At 58.6% G+C, this 14,459-nt stretch carries 15 protein-coding genes; 10 read left to right on the forward strand and 5 right to left on the reverse strand.

The annotated features are described in order from the left end of the window. Both B2344_RS13950 and B2344_RS13955 read right to left on the reverse strand, forming a co-directional pair. A partial coding sequence (locus tag B2344_RS13950; RefSeq protein WP_414651739.1) for a PaaI family thioesterase occupies positions 1–245 on the reverse strand: 245 nt, incomplete at its 3' end. A 60-nt stretch (positions 246–305) separates the two neighbouring features. Continuing rightward, on the reverse strand, positions 306–1,670 hold the full coding sequence (locus B2344_RS13955; protein WP_290485429.1) for an ABC1 kinase family protein: 1,365 nt from the start codon (positions 1,668–1,670) through the stop codon (positions 306–308). A 260-nt stretch (positions 1,671–1,930) separates the two neighbouring features. Here B2344_RS13955 and B2344_RS13960 point away from each other — a divergent pair, with 260 nt between their 5' ends. The 6 genes from B2344_RS13960 (at position 1,931) to recF (ending at position 7,957) form a co-directional block, all read left to right on the forward strand. Next, the gene (locus tag B2344_RS13960) at positions 1,931–2,713 is read left to right on the forward strand and encodes an enoyl-CoA hydratase (protein WP_034810559.1); all 783 of its coding nucleotides are present in this window, start codon (positions 1,931–1,933) and stop codon (positions 2,711–2,713) included. A gap of 129 nt (positions 2,714–2,842) precedes the next feature. Continuing rightward, positions 2,843–3,106, forward strand: a complete 264-nt coding sequence (gene rpsT, locus B2344_RS13965; protein ID WP_034810557.1) for a 30S ribosomal protein S20 — start codon at positions 2,843–2,845, stop codon at positions 3,104–3,106. Between the two features lie 544 nt (positions 3,107–3,650). Next, on the forward strand, positions 3,651–5,108 hold the full coding sequence (locus B2344_RS13970) for a DnaA ATPase domain-containing protein (RefSeq protein WP_290485430.1): 1,458 nt from the start codon (positions 3,651–3,653) through the stop codon (positions 5,106–5,108). A 192-nt stretch (positions 5,109–5,300) separates the two neighbouring features. Next, the gene (gene dnaN / locus B2344_RS13975; RefSeq protein ID WP_206991303.1) at positions 5,301–6,422 is read left to right on the forward strand and encodes a DNA polymerase III subunit beta; all 1,122 of its coding nucleotides are present in this window, start codon (positions 5,301–5,303) and stop codon (positions 6,420–6,422) included. A 100-nt stretch (positions 6,423–6,522) separates the two neighbouring features. Continuing rightward, a complete protein-coding gene (locus tag B2344_RS13980) occupies positions 6,523–6,819 on the forward strand; it encodes a putative quinol monooxygenase (protein WP_290483565.1) in 297 nt (98 codons plus the stop codon). A 25-nt stretch (positions 6,820–6,844) separates the two neighbouring features. Further along, complete coding sequence (gene recF / locus B2344_RS13985; protein WP_290485431.1) at positions 6,845–7,957, forward strand: DNA replication/repair protein RecF; 1,113 nt, start codon at positions 6,845–6,847, stop codon at positions 7,955–7,957. Here the strand turns inward: recF and B2344_RS13990 are convergent. After that, on the reverse strand, positions 7,954–9,495 hold the full coding sequence (locus B2344_RS13990) for a TadE/TadG family type IV pilus assembly protein (protein WP_290483567.1): 1,542 nt from the start codon (positions 9,493–9,495) through the stop codon (positions 7,954–7,956). The genes recF and B2344_RS13990 overlap by 4 nt on opposite strands. A gap of 226 nt (positions 9,496–9,721) precedes the next feature. On the opposite strand from B2344_RS13990, the gene B2344_RS13995 reads away from it, so the two are divergent. Continuing rightward, complete coding sequence (locus B2344_RS13995; RefSeq protein ID WP_290483841.1) at positions 9,722–10,516, forward strand: thymidylate synthase; 795 nt, start codon at positions 9,722–9,724, stop codon at positions 10,514–10,516. Here the strand turns inward: B2344_RS13995 and B2344_RS14000 are convergent. Together B2344_RS14000 and B2344_RS14005 are read right to left on the reverse strand one after the other, a co-directional pair. Continuing rightward, complete coding sequence (locus tag B2344_RS14000; RefSeq protein WP_290479935.1) at positions 10,513–10,869, reverse strand: carboxymuconolactone decarboxylase family protein; 357 nt, start codon at positions 10,867–10,869, stop codon at positions 10,513–10,515. The two genes, B2344_RS13995 and B2344_RS14000, sit on opposite strands and share 4 nt — an antisense overlap. Before the next feature lie 81 nt (positions 10,870–10,950). Then, positions 10,951–11,619, reverse strand: coding sequence for a hypothetical protein (locus tag B2344_RS14005; protein ID WP_034810545.1), 669 nt, complete (start codon positions 11,617–11,619; stop codon positions 10,951–10,953). Between the two features lie 159 nt (positions 11,620–11,778). On the opposite strand from B2344_RS14005, the gene B2344_RS14010 reads away from it, so the two are divergent. From B2344_RS14010 to B2344_RS14020, 3 genes are all read left to right on the forward strand, one after another. Continuing rightward, positions 11,779–12,315: a dihydrofolate reductase gene (locus B2344_RS14010; RefSeq protein ID WP_206991308.1), complete on the forward strand. Its 537-nt coding sequence runs from the start codon at positions 11,779–11,781 to the stop codon at positions 12,313–12,315. Positions 12,316–12,385: 70 nt separating this feature from the next. Then, positions 12,386–13,294: an SMP-30/gluconolactonase/LRE family protein gene (locus B2344_RS14015; RefSeq protein ID WP_290485432.1), complete on the forward strand. Its 909-nt coding sequence runs from the start codon at positions 12,386–12,388 to the stop codon at positions 13,292–13,294. A gap of 23 nt (positions 13,295–13,317) precedes the next feature. After that, a complete protein-coding gene (locus B2344_RS14020) occupies positions 13,318–14,394 on the forward strand; it encodes an MBL fold metallo-hydrolase (RefSeq protein ID WP_290485433.1) in 1,077 nt (358 codons plus the stop codon). The last annotated feature ends 65 nt before the right edge of the window (positions 14,395–14,459 follow it).

Raw genomic sequence — 14,459 nt, forward strand, 5'->3', positions numbered from 1 at the left:
GTGTCCTCATCCTTTTCGACCGCAGCACCCCAGGCCATGTCGGCAAAGGTCATCATCATGCCGCCATGCGCATTCATCATGCCATTGGTATGGTATTCCTCGACCCTGAAGGCACGCGTCAGGCCGGTCTCGTCCCGCTTCTCGAAGAGGGGCCCAATCTGGCGGCCAAAGCCGCGATGCCATGGCAGGATGGAATAGCCTTCAGGCGTGTCGAAAGTCTGGTTTCTGGTAAGATCGTCGCTCATGGGAGTCGGATTAGCGCCTCCTGCCTGAGAGTGCCAGAGGCGAGACAAACTTCCTTTGGGTCAGTCGAGCCCAACAGCAGCCTTGGCCTCAGCCTGCCGCGCGGCGACCTTCTCAATATCGAAGCCTTCGAGGCTTTCATTGAAGAGGCGATAGAAATTCAATTCTGCTCCAAGGCGGAGGTAGGCTGCGCCCAGTCCGATAGCGGCCCGGTCCATGAAGACGAATTCGCGTGGGATCTTAACGGGGCCCTTTTCCTTGAGCAGCTTGCGAACTGCAAAGGCTTCCTTGCGGCCATACTCGCCGGGCGTCACACCGTCTGCGACTGAACGCACGCGGTCGTCCAACAGTGGTCCATATATAAAGCGCGCCCAGATATTCAGCACTTCGACCAGCTCGCGGGACAAGCCGCTGAAGCCCCATTTCTCATAGGCGGCATAGGCCGCGTCGAAATCGTCCGCCAGGATCGCGCGATAGAGATCGACCACGCCGCTGACGAACTCCGGCGGGAAGATACGGATGCAGCCGAAATCTAGCAGATTCAGCCCGGTCCCCTCCCCGGTCACCTGGTAATTGCCGAGGTGCGGGTCCCCATGGATCACGGCATGGGAGTTGAACGGCCCCCACCATGTCCAGAACAACATTTCCGCAATCCGGTTGCGCACCTCCTGCGGGGCATCCTCAAACGCATTCAGCCGCTTTCCGGATACCCAGCTCATGGTCAGCAACCGGTCGGTGGACAATTCCGGCACAGGATCCGGCACAGTGACGAAATCACGATCGGCCAGCATGTTCGCATAGAGCGCCATATGCTTGGCCTCGCGCGCATAATCGAGCTCTTCACGGAGGCGGTCGGTGATTTCGACCACCATCGCGCTCGGGTCGATAGAGCCATCCATCCGCTTGAACAGGCCAAGCATGGTCTTGAGCTGGCCAATATCGGATTCCACCGCGCTGGCCATATCAGGATACTGCAGCTTGCAGGCGACCCGGCGCCCGTCATGCAGGGTCGCGCCATGGACTTGGCCAAGCGAGGCGGCATGCGAGGCCTCCTTTTCGAACGCGCCGAACTTTTCCTGCCAGTCGGCGCCCAGTTCAGCGCGCATCCGGCGTTTCACGAAAGGCCATCCCATGGCAGGGGCTTCAGCCTGCAGCTGGCTGAGTTCGGCGGCATATTCGGGCGGCAGGAAATCCGGAATGGTCGACACCATCTGGGCCACCTTCATCAGCGGACCTTTGGACTTACCGAGCGCAGCGGCCAGCGCACGGGCAATCTTTTCATCCCCCTGATCCCCCCCGAACAGGCTTTGCGTGGCGAAGGTTAGACCCGCGCCGGACAGGTTGGCACCAACCCGTGCGCTGCGCGCAATCCGGCCCGACAAGCGGTTGCGCTCCGGGTCACGGGGTGTTTGTGTGTCGTCCGTCATGGGTGGGATATAGGGTGCTGCCTTGAAAACAACCAATCGCGTATATTGTCGCCCTTTCCCGCCATATGACTCGCAATGGATGACAAATGCGTCATGTTCGCGGTATAGGCCCGCCTTCGCGAATTGATCCGCAACAGAAAAAGCGCATCGCCCTCCAGATTTTGCCGGCCCCGGGCAGCCGAATGTAGAGTGTCCCGAAAGTTAAAGGCTGCTGCAGATCAAATTGCCAGCGCCACACCGCGACGAGCAGGATTTAATGAATGTCTTACAAAACGCTTCTCACCGAGATTGACCAGGAAGCCGGCTTCGCCGTGATCACGCTCAATCGCGCCGAGAGCCTGAACGCCCTCTGCGAAGAGATGATGAATGAGCTGACAGATGCGCTGGATCGATTTGAAGCCGATCCGGACATTGGCTGCATCATCCTGACGGGCGGCAAGAAAGCCTTTTCGGGTGGCGCAGATATCAAGGAAATTCAGGAAAAAACCTATCCTGAGTCCTATTATGAAGATTTCATCAGCCGGAACTGGGAACGCGCAGCTCGCGCCCGCAAACCCATTGTGGCCGCCGTTTCCGGCTATGCCATTGGCGGGGGATGCGAACTGGCCCTGATGTGCGACATCATACTGGCAGCGGATACCGCCAGGTTCGGACAGCCGGAAGTGCGCCTCGGCGTCATGCCGGGCGCCGGCGGCACACAGCGTCTGGCCCGCGTGATAGGTAAATCCAAGACGATGGAACTCTGCCTGACTGGTCGCATGATGGAGGCTGAAGAAGCCGAGCGTTGTGGCCTTGTCAGCCGGGTCGTCCCTGCCGACGACCTTATGGATGCTGCGCGGGAACTCGCCCGCACGATCGCATCCATGCCTCTGGCGGCCGCCATGCTGACCAAGGAAGCCATCAAAGTGGCCTATGAGACTCCGCTTTCGCAAGGCATCCAGTTTGAACGCCGCATGTTTCAGTCCCTGTTCTCCACGGATGATCAGAAAGAGGGCATGGCCGCCTATGTCGAGAAACGCTCCGCTCATTTCAAAGACAAATGATGCTGAAAGCCCCGGCCCACCTGCTATTTCCTGCAACCAGCCTCAATTGCGCGGTTGACGCCTTCGCACCGTTTATGTATTCCCCCGCCTTCAGCCCGAAGGGAGCCCTTTGGGCCACAGGAGTTTAATATGGCTAATACCCGTTCCGCCAAGAAAATGGTCCGCAAGATTGCGAACCGCACCGAAGTGAACAAAGCCCGCCGCTCGCGCGTGCGTACTTTTGTTCGCAAGGTCGAAGAAGCAATCGAAGCTGGCGACAAGTCTGCTGCCCAGGAAGCGCTGCGCTCTGCTCAGCCTGAACTGATGCGCGCGGTGACCAAAGGCGTCATGCACAAGAACACATCATCGCGGAAAGTTTCGCGTCTGTCAGCTCGCGTCAAAGCGATGGGCTGATCGGACTTTTCCCGATTGGAAATTTGAAACCCGCCTGATGGTTCAGGCGGGTTTTTTCATGTCAATCTCCTAATACAACAAATTGGACCTTTCGAGTTTCAACATCATTTCTACTGGATGTTTCATGGTAGGATTGCGAATTTGGGCTGACTGACGGGGTCCGGGTTGCGGTAATGTAGGGACTCGTCAGCGATCCTGAGAAACACGTCGATTTTCTGCAGATATCCACAGCCTTATACCCGCGCCCCCTGTTGACAGAACAGGTGCGAACAAATGTGTGGGGCGACTCACTCACAAAAAAAGATCAGTGCTCAAGCACCTGATTTGATTGCGGTTTGAGGTACAGTACGAAGAGTCAACTCATCAAATCCTGTTGTCGCATAAAAGTAGCACTTGTCAGCAAAACCCCCAGTGAGTAATTTCAATTTACCAACAGAAAAGTTCTCCCGACACGGAGTATTGAGTGTGACCGGATTTCGGTTCGGAAGGGAAACTGCGTGCCAGTTGGTCAGGGTGAAATTATAACTAGAAAATGGGGCTCGGCATGGACGGGAACAAACTCTTTGATTCAAAAACTGGCGTAGACTTCGAGAAGATGAATAAAGGCAAGAATGCTCCGGGCAAGGAGATTTGGCTGACTGTCAAAGCCCATCTTGCGACAATCCTCAACACCGCCGACTATGATCGCTGGATCGATGGCCTGCGCTTGGTCGCTGAGTTCAATGGCGAAATGGTGATCGCGGCGCGCGACCCGCTGTCTTTTGACCGCGTCTATGGCGCACACCGCCATGCGATCCAGCGCATCTGGCGCGAGCATGACCCGGCAGGCCGAGCGATCAAGCTCGTCTGCTGGCGCACCGCGCCCGCTGAGCTGCTCGACATTGTCGAGGACCCATGGGCCAAGGCGGAGATCGCCGAGGCCGCGCCCGAGCAGGCGAAACCTGCCGGTTCCGGCTCCGGCGCGCCTGTTATGAGCTTTGAGACGCTCGTCACGGGTGAGGCGAACGAGCTGGCTGTCCAGATGGCCAAACGCATTGCAGGCGGGTTGCCGGTCGGAACGCTGACAACCTTGTTCTACGGCCTGCAAGGCACTGGCAAGACACACATCCTGCACGCATTGAAGACCGCTGCAGAGCAGCGCGGCGAGGATTGTCACATTGTCTATCTGACGGCCGAGGAGTTCCTCTCATCCTACACTGATGGCGTGAAGGTGAAGGATACGAGCGCCCTCAAGAAGCGGCTGCGCGCGGCGACGATCCTGATGATCGACGATCTTCACCGGATCAGCGGCAAGCCCGGCACCGAGACGGAACTGTTTCAGAACATTCGCGAAGTCACGGCCAATGGCGGCCATGTCGTGCTGGCGGGTGATAAGGCCCCCGGCGATGTCACCGGGTTCAGCCCGCGCATGATCAGTGAGCTGAAAGGCGCGACCACTGTTGAGGTTGGCGCACCGGATGCAGGCATGCGGCACCAAATCATGCGCCACCTCGCTGACCACATCGAGGCCGGTCACCCGAACTTTGCGGTCACCGACGAAATGATCGCCGAGTTCAATGCCGGCATCCGTGGTCAGGCCCGCGAGATGACGGGTGCGATCTGGAACCTCTACACCGAAGCGGCCTTCGGCATTCGCACGCCCACAATGGAAATGGTTCACAAGATCATCCGCCGGACCGAAGGCGATGTCCGCCAGCCCTCCATCGAACTGGTCAAGAAGGCTGCCATGAAAGTGTTCGAGGTTTCCAAGGCTGACATGGAGAGCCCGAGCAAGGCACGCGCCGTGGTGTATCCACGCCAGATTGCCATGTATCTCTGCCGCGAACTGACCGGGAAATCCTTCCCGCAGATCGGCTACAGTTTCGGCAAGCGTGACCATACCACGATCCTGTACGCGCACCGCAAAGTGTCCAAGGCCTTGCCCGAGAACAATGAATTGGGCGCGCACATCAAAGCCGTGAACGAGACCATCCTGGAGCTACAGGCGGCAGGCATGAATTAGGCAAACCCAGCTGAGAGCGGCGAATCTACGATCGGCGCTTGGCTTTTGCCTTTGTTTGAGTAAGTGTGCTCGGCCCGCTCTCCCCACAGAGCGGGCCGATTCCATTCCGGACCGCCGGTTCCGGGCGGAAGCGGCAGGACTGGTGAAGAATTCCGGGCCTTTTCCAAGGCCCCCCGATGAACGGAACGGACGATGAAACTGACGATTGAACGCGGCGACCTGCTGAACGCACTCTCTCACGTGCAGAATGTGGTGGAGCGCCGGAACACAATTCCGATCCTCTCCAATGTCTTGCTTCAAGCAAGCAATGGCGAGCTGAAACTCACTGCGACCGATCTCGACATCGAGGCCGTGGACAGCGCGGATGCAACCGTCACGCGCGAAGGTGCGGTCACGGCCCCGGCCGGTACGCTGTTTGACGTCGTCCGCAAACTGCCTGCGGGCTCCGAAGTCGAACTGGAAGTCCAACCCGAAGGCCAGCGCCTCGCGATCACCGCAGGCCGCTCGCACTTTGAACTGCCGACCCTGCCAGCATCCGACTTCCAGACCATGAGCTCTGACGACACGCCGACCAAATTCTCACTTGGCGCCAAGGAATTCGCCCGTTTGATCGACAAGACCCGCTTCGCGATCTCCACTGAAGAAACCCGCTACTATCTGAACGGCGTTTATCTTCACGGAGCCAAGACCGAAGACGGTACGGCCGTGCTCCGCACCGTTGCCACAGACGGCCATCGTCTTGCCCTGGCAGAACTTCCGGCTCCCGCCGGCGCGGAAAATCTCGAAGGCATCATCGTGCCCCGCAAGGCGGTCGCGGAAGCGCGCCGCCTCGTCGACGGGGTGGATGACGACATCGAAATCGAAGTCTCCGACACGAAGATCGTCGTGCGTGCAGGTCGCGCCGTCCTGACTTCTAAACTGATCGACGGCTCCTTCCCGGATTATGGCCGCGTCATCCCGAAAGGGAATGACCGGAAGCTGACCATCGACAACAAGGCCTTCGAAGCCGCTGTCGACCGCGTTTCGACCGTGTCGGCCGAGCGCTCACGCTCGGTAAAAATGTCCCTGTCTGATGGCAAGCTGGTACTGGCTGTCAATCACGCTGAAACGGGTGTGGGCAATGAAGAACTCGAAGCCGAGTATGGCTCCGAAGCGATGGAAATCGGATTCAACGCGAAATACCTGCTCGACATTGCCGGCCAGATCGAGGCTGTCGAAGCCGAGTTCATGTTCAGTGATCCTGCGTCGCCAGCGCTCGTGCTGGACCCATCAGATGATAGCGCGCGTTATGTGTTGATGCCGCTGCGGGTGTAGTTTGTCTGTGGAGCCGCTGGATCGCCGGACCCTTCTTGCCAGCGCAACCGCAGCGACCGGCTTGGCGGCCTGTGGTATCCCGACCCGGAAGGAGACAAGCATGTACGGCCTCATCGGAAAGTTCACGGCAACGGATGGCAACCGCGACGCGCTGATGCGCATCCTTATCGATGGCGTCTCGGGCATGCCCGGCTGCCTCAGCTATATCGTGGCCAGCGATCCAACCGACGCGAACGCCATCTGGATAACCGAAGCCTGGGATAGTCAGGAAAGCCACTCGGCGAGCCTGTCGATGCCAATCGTACAGGATGCCATCACCAAGGGCCGCCCAATGATCGCCGGCATGGAACGCATCGCAGAGACCCGGCCCGAAGGCGGCCATGGTCTCGACTCCTGACCTCTGGCCCCTCCATACAGCTTGAATGACCGCCCTGACCCGCCTGACCCTGACTGACTTTCGAAATTACGAGTCGCTCAGCCTGCCACTCGATGGCCGGCATGTCTGTCTCTATGGGTCGAATGGCGCAGGCAAGACGAATTTGCTGGAAGCCGTCAGCCAATTGGGGCCGGGCCGAGGTCTGCGTTCTGCCACCCTGCCGGAAATGATACGAAAAGACGCGCTGGGCGGTTGGACTGTTTCCGCCGCACTCGCAAACGATCAGCGGATCGGCGTAGGTGTCGATACCGGCCCCAGTACGAAACGTACGGTACGTATTGATGGCGCGCCAGCAACCGCATCCGACCTCGCAGATCTTGTGCGCATCGTCTGGCTCACGCCCACAATGGACGGTGTGTTTCGTGGCAGCACGTCCGACCGGCGGCGCTTCTTTGACCGTCAGGTCATGGCACATATGCCGACCCATGGCACCGCTGCGGGCCGTTATGAGAAAGCGATGCGCGAACGCAATGCCCTGCTGGAACGCGGTCATGTGGATCCGGCCTGGGCCGATGCCATCGAGGCCCGCATGGCGGAGTCCGGAGCAGAAATGGCCATCAACCGCGCCCATGTGCTGGAATCCCTGCAGGTGGCGATTGATGCAAGACCCGAAGGCTATTTCCCGAAGGCTGACCTCGCACTGGAAGGCAAGGCCGAACAAGCCGCCCTTCGCGGCGATGACTTCAAGACGATCTTCGAAGCGCTGACCGAAACCTTCCGAACGACCCGTCGCCGCGATATCGCCGCCGGACGCACCATTGATGGTCCGCATCGCTCAGACCTCACGGTCATTCACCGGCCAACCGGTGCGCCCGCCAAGGACGCCTCGACCGGCCAGCAGAAGGCCCTGCTCATCGGCTTGATCCTCGCATCGGCTGCGGCGCTCCGCGCTGGCGGCGATGGCCCCTCTCCCCTGCTGCTGTTGGACGAGGCAGCCGCCCACCTTGATGCGGACAGGCGCGCCGCACTGTTTGATGAGCTGGCAGCGCTGGGAGGGCAAGCCTGGCTGACCGGCACCGAAGCCTTCCTGTTCGAAGCATTTGGGGACCGGGCGCAAACCGTGCGCGTAGATGACGGAATGGCAGTCCCTGAAACCTAGCTCTTGATGCGCAGATCTGAAATCGACTGGGCGATCTCGCGATAGACTTCCTTCAACTCGTCCCCACTCGACGCATCAAAAGCATAAGACGGGCTTGTCGCGCAATATTCCATAATGGTTTGCCCATCAGACGTGGTCTGCACATAGGATGGCACCTGAAAACCGACCGTGTAAATCTGGACCTTGGACGGCTCGGCCTTCATGGCGTCGCATAAATCCATGGCCTGCCTGAAGGAGTTCTTGCTGGCGCTGGGATGGTTTGTGTTGAAATCGCCATCTGTCATCAGGATCACGGCCTTGGTCACATTGACCTCGTCATAGTCCCAGGGCTTGGCCGTCTCCGGCCAGACATTCTGCCAGTTCGGCGACAGCAGGTACCACCCCCACGCCACTCCCAGATGTCCGGCGGTGCCGCCATTCGCCGTCATGCTGTTCACATGGGCGGTCAGCGCTGCCTTGTCTTCGGTCAATGGGACCGGCCCGGTGGCGCGGCACGTCGCATAGTAGAAATCGAGTGCGCCGGTAGAGCCATTTGCGCCGCCATTTTCGATCTCGTTTTCGCCGCGATACTTGTCGCGATCGCTATCATAGAAGTTCCAGCGTGGATTGCCTGCCCCGATCCAGGCGAAGCTGCCCGGCGCTGCATCGCTATCAGCATAGGTGCCTGTCCGCTCGTACACACACGTGTCGGTGGCTGACGAGTCTTCCCAGAACCATCGGGCAACGTCCCAGTCATAGTCACCATGCTGGTCACACTCATCCGGATCGCTTTCGGTGCACGTGCCGTTTTCGTAGTACATGAAACGCTTGCCGGTCGCGTCGTCATACATCCGCGCGCTATTGTAGGAATTGTAATTGCTCAACCCATTGCTGTTGGAAGTGTCGGCCGGAATGGTGACCGCGCGCGTCACCTCATCAAAATAAGCCCCCGCATTGACCGAATTATTGTAGGTCACAATGCCCAGCCTGACCGTGCCATCCCGCACCTGATCATCTGGCAGCAATTCATCAAACGCGATGACCGCAGCCTCTTTCAACAGGGTTAGCCGATTGTTGCTGTTCATGGAGCCCGATACGTCGAACACAAACGAGACATCGATCTTTCCGACCGAGAAGGTCGAGGTCGAAGCGACGTTGAAGCTCATGTCGTCATTTCCCATGATGTTGGAAATGAAGGTCGGCTGGGTGCAATTCATTTTCCCGAGAATGTCTTCGCTGTCATCGGTGAAGACCACAGTGACGGGTGTACATGTCATACCGCCGCCAGCGCTCGCAATCAGCGGGCTCATGTATTCGCGAATGTCTGCGGTCACTTCCTCATCTGTCGCGCCCGCCTGGCGCGACAACGCCCCAGCCAGCACCGCCGAGTCCATCGCATATTGAACGCGCGCCTGTTGCCTGAAGATAAACTCGAGATCGACAGCCAAACCAACCAGCGCCACCATGGAGGCCAGAATGAACGCAGTGAGCACAGTCAGATTGCCGCGATCATCGCGCGCGAGTGAGTGCGATTGCCTGTTTGCAGGATACATATCCATCACTTGCCCCATCGATCGTCAGCACCTGTCTGCGAATCCTGAGTTTCGCTCAGACTGATTTCCTGCGTCTTCAGATATGGCCTCAAAATTGGTGCAGTGGGGAAAGACAGCATTTACCCTGATTGGGCCTAGACCATCTGGTTAAAACCCGCTGTCGGGCCTTGCCCCCACAGCCTGTTTCCGTGGTATCCTGAACTCTGAAAATCGATTCCCGACCGAGGCCGACATGCAGCAATATCTCAATCTCCTGCAGGACATTTTGGACAATGGCCATGAACGCGGAGATCGGACCGGCACGGGCACACGCGCTGTGTTTGGCCGTCAGATGCGGTTCGACCTTGCCGACGGCTTTCCAATGGTGACCACCAAGAAACTGCATTTGCGCTCAATCATCATCGAACTGCTCTGGTTCCTGAAAGGCGATACGAACATCGCGTATCTGAAGGAGAACGGCGTTTCGATCTGGGATGAGTGGGCCGATGAGAATGGCGACCTTGGCCCCGTCTATGGCAAGCAGTGGCGCAGTTGGGCCGCGCCGGACGGCCGGGTGATTGACCAGATCCAGTGGGTGCTGGACGAAATCCGCACCAATCCCAATTCCCGCCGCTTGATTGTGTCCGCCTGGAACCCGGCCGATGTGAACGACATGGCCCTGCCCCCTTGTCACTGCCTGTTCCAGTTCAATGTCATGGACGGCAAGCTGAACTGCCAGCTCTACCAGCGCTCGGCCGATGTCTTCCTCGGCGTACCGTTCAACATCGCATCCTATGCGCTACTCACCCTGATGATGGCGCGCGCGACCGGGCTGGAAGCTGGCGAGTTCGTCCACACATTCGGCGATGCGCACCTCTACCTGAACCATATGGAGCAGACCCGGCTCCAGCTGACCCGTGAGCCGCGTGCCCTGCCCCGCATGATCCTGAATCCCGACAAGATCGACCTGTTCGGCTGGGAGTATTCAGACTTCACGGTCGAAGGCTACGAACCGCACGCTCACATCAAGGCGCCGGTGGCCGTCTAGGAATCATTGAGGCTCTGCCAAGCCGTCCAGGCGTCGCCCGCATACATCAGGCTTGGGCCACCGCCCATGTAAACGGTCATGCCGAGCGTCTCGGCCACTTCCTCATCCGTCGCGCCCAGCCTCTTGAGCGCCTTGGTGTGAAAGCCGATACATCCATCGCACTGCTTGGCAACGCCGATGGCGAGCGCGATCAGTTCCTTGGTCTTCGTGTCGAGCGCCCCATCCGCGAGAGCGGCCTTCGCCATCGCGTTGAACTGCGTCAGCGTCTCCTTGGCCCCGGTGCCGCGAAGCCCGGATATTCCCTCGCTGATCGCACCCGTTATCGCGCCATAGTCCTTCTTGCCGTCCGCCATGATCGACTCCTTATTTGCATATTTGCGCAAATATGCATGTTTCTATGACATCAGCAATATGGGTATTCCCGGATAGTACAGTCAGGCGGCCGCCGGATCCACGAGACCGAGGTTTTCCCGCCGCCGAATGACTGCCGAAACGATAACCGCGCCGACCATCTTGCCGATCACGAACACGATCCAGTTCCACACATGCAGCGAGTTTCCGGGGTCCATGCCAAGTTCCATCTGCTTGGCGAGATCAGCGCCATACAGGAACACAGTCGTATCGACCGGCGCTGCCAGCGCGCTGGAGAGCAGAATCCGGGTCGATAGCCGATATTTGGTGAAGGTGAACATCAGCCAATCCACCCCCTCGGAAATGGCAAATGCGATGCCGCTGGCCAGCGCAATCACGGGCCACGCATAGTAAAACGACCAGGCGATCGCCATGGCCATCACAAGCAACACCCGGTGGCCCATTTCGCGTTGCACGAAATCGCGGACCACGAACACCATTCCAGTTACCATTGTCATCGGATGGAGAGACACGCCTTGAGCGGTCAGTCCGGTGCCTGTCGGGGCAAGAATCTGAAACTCCGGGATGATCCCGAACGACCAGTTCAAAAAGGGAATGAGTGCGACATAAATGAGCGCCCATCCGCGCCCTCTGAGCAGCCAAATTGCCAAGAACGACAACAGAAGAGCAGGAATTGCCAGTCCGATTTGTTCCGGGTTTCCATTGGTCAGAATCGCTACAATCGATTTCATTCTGATTATCCCCCACGGAACTGTTTTTGGGCTTGTGAAAACTGATGAAAGAAGGTTGCATTCACCATACAAACTCGGCTCTGCATGTATTCACGCAGACGCTTCTGGTCACAAGGGCCGCGCGCGAAATTGGATGCAAGTAGATTGGAACCGGTCACTATGTCGGCACATGTAAAACTTTGCCTGATTGCCGCCAGGGCCAGCAACAATGTGATTGGTTCTGGAGGTGATCTGCCCTGGCGCCTGAAAAGTGACCTCGCATTCTTCAAGAAAGCGACGCTTGGGTGCCCAATCATCATGGGCCGAAAGACCTGGGAAAGTTTGCCCGTGCGCCCGCTCAAAGGTCGCGAGAACATCGTGATGACCCGCGACTGGGCCTACAATGCCGAAGGCGCCCGTGTCTATTCCAGCTTTGCGGCGGCAACGAACTCCGCCCGCGCCGTGGCCGCCAGAACCGCCGCCGACAAGGTTTTCGTGATCGGTGGCGAAGCCATCTACAAACTGGCCCTGCCGATTGCAGATCGCCTCTATCTTACGGAAGTCGATGCCGCACCCGATGGAGACGCTTACTTCCCGGAACTAGACGCGAACCAGTGGAAAGAAACCGGCGCAGAACAGTTCGAGGCCGGCGAAGGCAATGATTTCGCCTTCTCCATCCGCCAGCTCGACCGGATCAGCGCGTTCACTTCCCCCTAGGATACGCGTTGTCCTTCCCCATCGCGACGCCTAACCTCCTCCCAAAAAAGGGCGAGGAGGAAACAGCCACATGGAATTCGAAATCATCACGAGCGGTCTGCGCTTTCCGGAGGGCCCGGTCGTTATGGCCGATGGCAGCATTATCGTTGTCGAGATCGAGAAGAAATGCATCACGCGCTGCTGGGGTGACGGCAAGACCGAAGTGATCGCGACGCCCGGCGGCGGCCCCAACGGCCTTGCGATCGGTCCGGACGGCGCACTCTGGGTCTGCAATAATGGCGGCTTCATCTATACTGACATGGACGGTTTGCTCATCCCCGGAAACTGTCCGGACGATTATGATGGTGGCCGCATCGAACGGGTTGATCTTTCTACAGGCAAGGTTGACCGGGTACTGGACACAGTCGGTGGCCACCCCCTGAAAGGCCCCAACGATCTCGTCTTCGACAAGGCAGGCAATCTCTACTTCACCGATCATGGCAAAACCTACTCGCGCCACCGCGATTTCGGCGGGCTCTTTTTCCTCGCCAATGGTGCCAGCGAAGCCAAGGAACTGGACTTCCATTATAGTAGTCCAAATGGTGTCGGCCTTGCTCCTGATGAGCAGACCGTCTTCATGGCCGACACCATGACCGGACGCATGTGGGCGTTTGATTTGGAAAGCCCCGGCATCATCAAACCTGCCTCCCCTTTCAATGGCGGGCGCGTAGTCGCCACCATGCCGGGCCTGCAGTATTTTGACAGCCTGGCCATGACGGCGGCGGGCAATGTCTGTGTCGCAACCATTCTGAATGGCGGTATCACAACGATCACGCCGGACGGAGATTTTCACCACACGGCTTTTCCCGACCTGATCGTCACCAATATCGCCTTTGGCGGCGACGACATGCAGGATGCCTACGTTACCCTGTCGAGTACCGGCCAGCTTGCCAAATGCCGGTGGCCGGAGCCGGGCCTGAAACTGAACTTCAACGCCTAGTTTGCAATTCAGGAGGATAAGCGATGAGAGTTCTCAAAATCATTCTGATCGCCGCGACAGTCTTGGTGCTCGCCGTGATTGGCGCACGCACCCTGTTCGGCGTACAAATTGGCGAGTTTGCGTTCAAAGCTGCGGTCAAATCGACCTTGGGGCAAAATGCGCTTGCCGACGCACCAGACGGTCTGACCGTTGTACTTGTCGGCACGGGATCTCCCCTGCCCGATCCGGGGCGTGTGGGACCCATGACGGTGGTCGTTGCGGGAGACCGCGTCTTTATCGTTGATGCCGGGGCCGGATCAGGCCGAAGATTCGGAGAGCTGCGTCTGCCGTGGGCCAATGTGGAGGCGGTGTTCCTGACCCATTTCCATTCCGATCACATTGATGGGCTTGGAGAGGTGTTGCTGCAACACTGGGCAGCCGGTGGCGCACAGGCACCCTTGCCGATCCACGGTCCGGATGGCGTCGGCCAGGTCGTCGCTGGCTTCGACGCTGCCTATGCTCTGGATTCTGCATACCGTGTCGCCCATCACGGAGCGGATGTCCTGTCCCCATCTGGACAAGGCGCAGATGCTGTTCCATTCACGCCTGCGAGCACAGCTCGCAAAGTGTATGACCGCGATGGCCTGAGCGTTACCGCAGTTTCAGTGGATCATGATCCAATTGAGCCAGCTGTAGCCTACCGGTTCGACTACAAAGGACGGTCCGTCACGATTTCCGGAGATACGGTCAAGGATCCACGCTTGGTCGCCTTGGCGCGGGACACGGACATACTCGTTCACGAAGCGTTGAATGCCGACATGGTCAGCCAAATCCGCGACCAACTCAATGCGAACGGACAGGCCCGCCTCGCGGCCATCATGAACGATATCCTCGACTACCACACGACGCCGGTCGAGGGCGCGGAAGTCGCCAGCGAAGCAGGTGCGCGCATGCTGGTCTTCAGCCATTTCGTTCCGGCGGTGCCGAGCCGCCTTCTATACCCGGCATTCCTGAAAGGAACGGATGACGCCTATGATGGCCCGATCATTATGGGCGAAGACGGCATGGCATTCGAATTGTCTGCAAGCAGCGAGAATATCGTCCGTAAGCGGCTGGATTAGACCCGGTTCGCTTCGGGCAAGGCCTCAAAAAACTTTCAGCTTTTCGATATGCAATGCCGGCCAGC

The sequence above is a fragment of the Hyphomonas sp. UBA3195 genome, assembly GCF_002366485.1.
GTDB lineage: Bacteria > Pseudomonadota > Alphaproteobacteria > Caulobacterales > Hyphomonadaceae > Hyphomonas.

What these genes read in the sequence shown, in the direction of transcription:
- B2344_RS13955 (WP_290485429.1), bottom strand. Translation starts at nt 1,670, where the DNA reads ATGACGGACGACACACAAACACCCCGTGACCCGGAGCGCAACCGCTTG.
- B2344_RS13960 (WP_034810559.1), top strand. Translation starts at nt 1,931, where the DNA reads ATGTCTTACAAAACGCTTCTCACCGAGATTGACCAGGAAGCCGGCTTC.
- rpsT (WP_034810557.1), top strand. Translation starts at nt 2,843, where the DNA reads ATGGCTAATACCCGTTCCGCCAAGAAAATGGTCCGCAAGATTGCGAAC.
- B2344_RS13970 (WP_290485430.1), top strand. Translation starts at nt 3,651, where the DNA reads ATGGACGGGAACAAACTCTTTGATTCAAAAACTGGCGTAGACTTCGAG.
- dnaN (WP_206991303.1), top strand. Translation starts at nt 5,301, where the DNA reads ATGAAACTGACGATTGAACGCGGCGACCTGCTGAACGCACTCTCTCAC.
- B2344_RS13980 (WP_290483565.1), top strand. Translation starts at nt 6,523, where the DNA reads ATGTACGGCCTCATCGGAAAGTTCACGGCAACGGATGGCAACCGCGAC.
- recF (WP_290485431.1), top strand. Translation starts at nt 6,845, where the DNA reads ATGACCGCCCTGACCCGCCTGACCCTGACTGACTTTCGAAATTACGAG.
- B2344_RS13990 (WP_290483567.1), bottom strand. Translation starts at nt 9,495, where the DNA reads ATGGATATGTATCCTGCAAACAGGCAATCGCACTCACTCGCGCGCGAT.
- B2344_RS13995 (WP_290483841.1), top strand. Translation starts at nt 9,722, where the DNA reads ATGCAGCAATATCTCAATCTCCTGCAGGACATTTTGGACAATGGCCAT.
- B2344_RS14000 (WP_290479935.1), bottom strand. Translation starts at nt 10,869, where the DNA reads ATGGCGGACGGCAAGAAGGACTATGGCGCGATAACGGGTGCGATCAGC.
- B2344_RS14005 (WP_034810545.1), bottom strand. Translation starts at nt 11,619, where the DNA reads ATGAAATCGATTGTAGCGATTCTGACCAATGGAAACCCGGAACAAATC.
- B2344_RS14010 (WP_206991308.1), top strand. Translation starts at nt 11,779, where the DNA reads ATGTCGGCACATGTAAAACTTTGCCTGATTGCCGCCAGGGCCAGCAAC.
- B2344_RS14015 (WP_290485432.1), top strand. Translation starts at nt 12,386, where the DNA reads ATGGAATTCGAAATCATCACGAGCGGTCTGCGCTTTCCGGAGGGCCCG.
- B2344_RS14020 (WP_290485433.1), top strand. Translation starts at nt 13,318, where the DNA reads ATGAGAGTTCTCAAAATCATTCTGATCGCCGCGACAGTCTTGGTGCTC.